This window comes from Burkholderiales bacterium, from assembly GCA_036262035.1.
In the GTDB taxonomy this organism is placed as follows: domain Bacteria; phylum Pseudomonadota; class Gammaproteobacteria; order Burkholderiales; family SG8-41; genus JAQGMV01.
In genome coordinates, this window is sequence record DATAJS010000015.1 from 292,348 (window position 1) to 298,414 (window position 6,067).

A 6,067-nucleotide genomic window follows, 5' to 3' on the forward strand; every position below is an offset into this window, starting at 1 on the left:
GCGGGCGCTGTCGCTCCGGAATGACGGTCCCTGGCGGGACCGTCACATCTCGTCGAGTATCTTGAGCGTATCCTCGAACGACCACACGCGGCGGATCTCGATGACGTCGTACTGCCGCGCGAGCGCGGGCGGGAACTTGGCATACGGCGCATGCAGCTCGGAGATGCGGAAGATCGCTTCGTCGATCTCGCGCAGGCCGCTCGAGCGGTGGATGCGCACGTCCTCGAGGCTGCCGTCGCTGCGGATGGCGACGGTGACGATCGGGTTGTCGTAGAGCGAGGAGCGCGACGCCGAGCGGCGGTAGTTGAACGATCCATAGCGCTCGAGCTTGGAGCGCCAGCTCTCGATGTAGCTCCTCACCATGACGTCGCGCTCGATCCCGAACACCGAGCGCCGGCGCGGGTTCTCGGCGGTGGTCGGCGGCCCGGGCGGACGTCGCGGATCGCCGCGCGGCGTGCCCGGATTGCGCAGGTCCTCGATCGCTTTCTTCGCGATGTCGAGGCCGGAGAGCTGGCCCGGCGCCGCCGGTCCCGCCTTCTGCGCCGCGAGACGCTCGCGCTCGCGCTGCGCGTCGGCTTCGGCGCGCTTCCTCTCGGCTTCCCTGGCGCGCGCGGCTTCTTCGGCGAGGCGCTGCGCTTCCTTCAGCTTCGCGGCTTCCTCGGCGGCCTTCTGCGCTTCGAGCGCTTTGCGCTTCGCCTCGGCCTGCAGCTTGGCGAGCTCCTCCGCGCGCTTGAGCGCCTCCATCTCGAGCCGCACGCGGCGGCCTTCCTCTTCCTTCTTCTTGAGCTCCGCGACGCGCGCTTCCTCCTCCTTCTTCTTCTCCTCGATGCGGCGCGCTTCCTCGAGCTTCTTCGCTTCCTCTTCCTTCTTCTGCGCGACCGCGCGCTGCCGCGCGAGCTCTTCGGCTTCCTGCCGCGTCTTGTCCTCGGCGAGCTTCTTCGCCTCGAGCTCCAGGGCTTCCCTGCGCGCTTCTTCCTCTTTGCGCGCGTCCTCGAGGCGCTTCGCTTCGGCGAGCTGCTTTGCTTCCTCCGCCTTCTTCCGGGCGAGCGCGCGCTGCCGCGCATCCTCTTCGGCGCGGCGGCGTGCGGCGTCCTCGGCCTCCGCTCGCGCGGCCTCCTCGGATTCGCGCCTCGCCTGCTCGATCATCTGCTCGACCGCCGGGTCGGGCGGTCGCGGCTCTTCGGTCTGGGGCTTCGCCGCGCTGTCGGGCGCGCGCTGCGGCTCGGGCTCGACGCGCTTCGCTTCCGGCACCTTGAACGTTTCGGCTTCGGGCTTCGCCTGCGCGAGGATGCGCGGCGCAGGCCTGGCCTTGACCACGCGCTCGCGTGCGCGCGTGCGCGCCGCCGCCTTCGCGGTGCGGGTTTCGCGGCGCGGCGCGGCGGCCGGCGCGGGTGGTGCGGGCGCGGGGACGAGGCGCACTTCGAGCGTGGTCACGCGCGCGGTCGACGGCGCGCCTGCGAGGGCGGGGGGCGCCGCCGGCGGCTCGTCGCGCTGTATCGAGGCCGCCGGCGGAGAGGGCTCGGCCGAGCGCAGCTCCTCGGACATCCGCAGCGTGACCGGCGGCGCCTCCGCGCGCTCCTCGCCCCACGGAAGGCCGAAGCCCGCCGCGCCGAATCGCAGCGCGAGGATGAACGCGTGGACGAGGAGCGAAAGCGCGATCGCGAACTCGAAGCGCTCTCTGTAGCGTATCTCACGCGATACGACCGACGAGGACCACGCGTTCCTCGTCAGCAATTGCCTGATATTCACCCTGCGGATTCTAGCCGCGCGAGCCCGGCGTGAGAGTGGCCGCCGTGCTTCGGTTACAGTTGAGGCTCGAAAAAAATGCGGAGGAGTGTGGCGATGTTGCAAAGACTGTCATGGCGAGGAGCGGTGCGATCCTTCGACAATGCTCAGGACAAGCTGCGCAATCGCGGAGCGTCCGAAACAGAGTGTCCGCGCGTCGCGGGATCGCTTCGTCGCCTTGGCCTCCTCGCGATGACAGCCGTGGCGATCGTGCCCGCCGTTGCCTGCGCCGCCGATTGGGCGCCGAAGAGACCGGTGCGGCTGATCGTCCCGTTCCCGCCCGGCGGCGCGGTCGACTCGGTCGCCCGCATCGTGGTGGTCGGCCTGCCCGAGCGCCTCGGCCAGCCCGTGGTGATCGACAATCGCGGCGGCGCGAACGCGATCATCGGCAGCGACCTGGTGGCGAAAGCGCCGCCCGACGGCCAGACGCTGCTCATCGTGCCGTCGGGCCACGCGATCACGCCGACGGTCACGAAGAAGCTGCCTTACGACAGCATGAAGGACTTCGCGTCCGTCGGGCTGGTGGGCAACGGCTCGTACGTGCTCGTCGTCGGGCCGCAGGTAGCCGCGAAGACGGTCGGCGAGTTCGTCGCGCTCGCCAGGGCGAATCCCGGGCAGCTCAATTACGCCTCGACCGGCCACGGCAATGCGACCCACCTCGCGGGGGAGCTTTTCAAGGTGCTGGCGGGCGTCGACGTGGTGAACGTGAACTACAAGGGCGGCGGTCCGGCGATGACCGACGTCATGGGCGGGCACGTCTCGGCGTTCTTCGCCGGCGTCTCGTCGAGCACACCGCACATCAAAGCGGGCAAGCTGCGGGCGCTGGGCGTCACCACCGTCAAGCGCAGCGCGGCGCTGCCGGACGTGCCGACGATCGCCGAGTCGGGGCTCCCCGGCTACGAGGTCGACGGCTGGTACGGCCTGCTCGCGCCCGCTGCCACGCCGCAGGCGGTGATCGCAAGGCTCAATCGCGATCTGACCGCACAGGTCTCGACGCCGGAGACAAAAGAGCGTCTACTTGCGGTCGGCATCGAGGCCAGCGCCTCGACGCCATCCGAGTTCCGCGACCGCATCGCGCGGGACATGAAACGTTGGTCGGAGGTCGTTAAGAAAGCAAAAATTCCGGTCGAATAGCATTCGTAGCACTATGGGGAAAGTGAAGCATGCCGAATGTATTCCGCCTGTACCTCATCAAGCCGTCGCACTACGATAAAGACGGTTATGTCATCCAGTGGTGGCGCTCGTTCATCCCGGCGAACACCCTCGCCGCGCTGAACGGGCTCGCGCTCGATTGCATCGAGCGCAAAGTGCTCGGTCCGGACGTCGAGATCCGGGTCACGTGCTCGGACGAGACGAACACGCGCATCCGTCCCGACGTCATCGCGCGCGAGATCCGCGAGAGCGGCGGCAACGGGCTCGTCGCGCTCGTCGGGGTTCAGACCAACCAGTATCCGCGCGCGATGGACATCGCGCGGCCGCTGCGCGCCGCGGGCGTGCAGGTGGCGATCGGCGGCTTCCACGTGAGCGGCGTCATCGCGATGCTCCCCGAGGTCCCGCAGGAGCTGAAGGACGCGATGGCGCTGGGCGTCACGCTCTTCGCCGGCGAGGCCGAAGGGCGGCTCGACGAGATCCTGCAGGCGGCTTACGCCGGGAAGCTCGAGCCTCTCTACAACTTCATGAAAGACCTTCCGGGGATGGAAGGCACGCCCACGCCGTATCTGTCGGCCGAGGTCGTCAAGCGCACCGCCGGCATGCGCACCAGCTTCGACGCCGGCCGCGGCTGTCCCTTCCTCTGCAGCTTCTGCACGATCATCAACGTCCAGGGGCGCAAGTCGCGCTCGCGCAGCGCCGACGACGTCGAGACGCTCGTGCGCGCGAACCTCGAGCAGGGCGTGCACAGCTTCTTCATCACCGACGACAATCTCGCGCGCAACCAGAACTGGGAGCCGATCTTCGACCGCCTCATCGAAATGCGGGAGAAGGAGGGGCTGAAGATCCGCATCATCGCGCAGGTCGACACCGCCGCGCACAAGATCAGGCACTTCATCGAGAAGGCTTCGCGCGCGGGCGTGAATCGCGTCTTCATCGGGCTGGAGAACATCAATCCCGATAACCTCAAGGAAGCGCACAAGGGGCAGAACCGCATCACCGAGTATCGCGCCATGCTCCAGGCGTGGCACAACGTGGGCACGCTCACGTATGCGGGCTACATCCTCGGCTTCCCCGGCGACACGCCGAAATCGATCGAGCGCGACATCCGCATCATCCAGAAGGAGCTGCCGATCGATCTGCTGGAATTCTTCCTGCTGACGCCGCTGCCGGGCTCGGCGGACCACAAGCGCATGCACCTCGCGGGCGTGCCGATGGCGCAGGACCTGAACAAGTACGACCTCGTGCACGTGACCGCCCCGCACGAGACGATGTCGGCCGAGAAGCTCTTCGAGGTCTACGACCGCGCATGGGACCTCTATTATTCGCCCGAGCACGTGGAGCGCATCATCCGCCGCACCAGGTCGTGGGGTTTTCCCCATCACGAGATGATGCTGAAGCTGCTGACCTTCTACGCGTCGTGGCGGCTCGAAGGGGTGCATCCGCTCGAGTCGGGCTTCCTGCGGCGCAAGTACCGCCGCGACCGGCGGCCGAGTTTCAAGCGCGAGAGCCTCTTCGTCTTCTATCCGAAGTACTGGTTCGGCATCGCGAAGACCTATTTCGACTTCGCCGTCATGTACGCGCAGCACCGCAAGATCATGAAGCGCGCGCTCGAGACCGACGCGCCGTACGAAGACGTCGCGATGAAACCGGTCGGCCAGGAAGAGCTCGACGCGCTGGAGCTCTACACCCAGACCTCGGGCGCGAAAGCGGTCGTCGAGAAGCAGAAGAAGATCAAGATCTCGGTGGTCACGCACAAGGCGGTCGAGGCCTGAATCCGGGTCAGAGTCACATTATTCGCGGCTCATCTGACTCTGACCCGGATTAGCCGCTGGAAATGTGACTGTGACCCGAAAAAAGAGCCCGCTCGAAAGCGGGCTCTTCGCTGGAGGACCGAAGCGCTCAGTCGGTAATCGAGTCGCGCTTCTTGCGGATCGCCGGCAGCGCCATGATGATGAGGATCACCAGCGTGGCGATCATGAAGCTCAGGCTGATGGGCCGCGTGAAGAACACCGACGCGTCGCCGCGGGAGATGAGCAGCGCTCTTCGCAGGTTCTCTTCCATCAGGGGTCCGAGCACGAAGCCGAGCAGCATCGGCGCCGGCTGCATCTCGAAGCGCATCCACACGAAACCGACCAGCCCGAAGAACGCCGTCAGGTAGATCTCGAACGAGCTGTTGTTCACGCTGTAGATGCCGATGCCCGAGAACGCCATGATGCAGGGGAAGAGCACGCGGTAAGGCACTTTCAGCAGGCTCACCCACAGGCCGATCAGCGGCAGGTTCAGGATGACGAGCATCGCGTTACCCAGCCACATCGAGGCGATCAGGCCCCAGAAGAGGTCGGGTTTCTGCGTCATCACCTGAGGTCCGGGCGCGATGCCCTGTATCGTCAGCGCGCCGAGCATCAGCGCCATCGTCGCGCTCGCCGGGATACCGAGCGTGAGCGTCGGGATGAACTTGCACTGCGCGTCGGCGTTGTTCGCCGATTCCGGGCCCGCGACCCCTTCGATTGCCCCCTTGCCGAAGCGCGAAGGGTCTTTGGCCATCTTCTTCTCGACCATATAGGACGAGAACGCCGCGATGGAAGGCCCCGTGCCGGGCAGCACGCCGAAGAACGCGCCGATGCCCGTGCCGCGGATGATCGCGCCCGACGACTGCTTGATGTCGGCCCACGTCGGCCACAGGTTCTTCACCTTTTTCGTGAAGACCTGGCGCTCTTCGGGGTCGCCCAGGTTGGCGACGATCTCACCCATCGCAAAGACGCCGACGGCGATCACGATGAAGCCGATACCGTCGGTGAGCTCCGGCAGCCCGAAGCTGTAGCGCGCCATGCCCGAGTTCACGTCGGTGCCGACCACGCCGAGCAGCAGGCCGAGACACACCATCGCGAGCGACTTGATCATGTCGCCGTGCGCGAGCACCGCGGCGGTGACCAGACCCATCAGCATGAGCGAGAAGTATTCGGGCGCGCCGAACTTCAGCGCCATCTCCGCGATCGGAGGCCCGAACAGCGCGATGATCAGGGTGCAGACGCAGCCCGCGAAGAACGAGCCGATGGCCGCAATGCCGAGCGCGGGTCCGGCCCTCCCCTGCCGCGCCATCTGATAGCCGTCCATACACGTGACGACCGCC

Annotated in this window: 4 protein-coding genes; 2 read left to right on the top strand and 2 right to left on the bottom strand. The window is 66.9% G+C overall.

Features of this window, described 5'->3' with window-relative positions:
* Positions 1–42: 42 nt before the first annotated feature.
* The gene (locus VHP37_19970; protein HEX2828642.1) at positions 43–1,749 is read right to left on the bottom strand and encodes a hypothetical protein; all 1,707 of its coding nucleotides are present in this window, start codon (positions 1,747–1,749) and stop codon (positions 43–45) included.
* A gap of 237 nt (positions 1,750–1,986) precedes the next feature.
* On the opposite strand from VHP37_19970, the gene VHP37_19975 reads away from it, so the two are divergent.
* The gene (locus tag VHP37_19975) at positions 1,987–2,919 is read left to right on the top strand and encodes a tripartite tricarboxylate transporter substrate binding protein (GenBank protein ID HEX2828643.1); all 933 of its coding nucleotides are present in this window, start codon (positions 1,987–1,989) and stop codon (positions 2,917–2,919) included.
* Positions 2,920–2,948: 29 nt separating this feature from the next.
* On the top strand, positions 2,949–4,709 hold the full coding sequence (locus VHP37_19980; protein HEX2828644.1) for a radical SAM protein: 1,761 nt from the start codon (positions 2,949–2,951) through the stop codon (positions 4,707–4,709).
* Positions 4,710–4,836: 127 nt separating this feature from the next.
* Here the strand turns inward: VHP37_19980 and VHP37_19985 are convergent.
* Positions 4,837–6,067: tripartite tricarboxylate transporter permease (locus VHP37_19985; protein HEX2828645.1), on the bottom strand; the 1,231-nt coding region annotated here is incomplete at its 5' end.

Excerpts from the sequence above, each read along its gene's own strand:
- VHP37_19980 (HEX2828644.1), top strand. The coding sequence starts at position 2,949 with ATGCCGAATGTATTCCGCCTGTACCTCATCAAGCCGTCGCACTACGAT.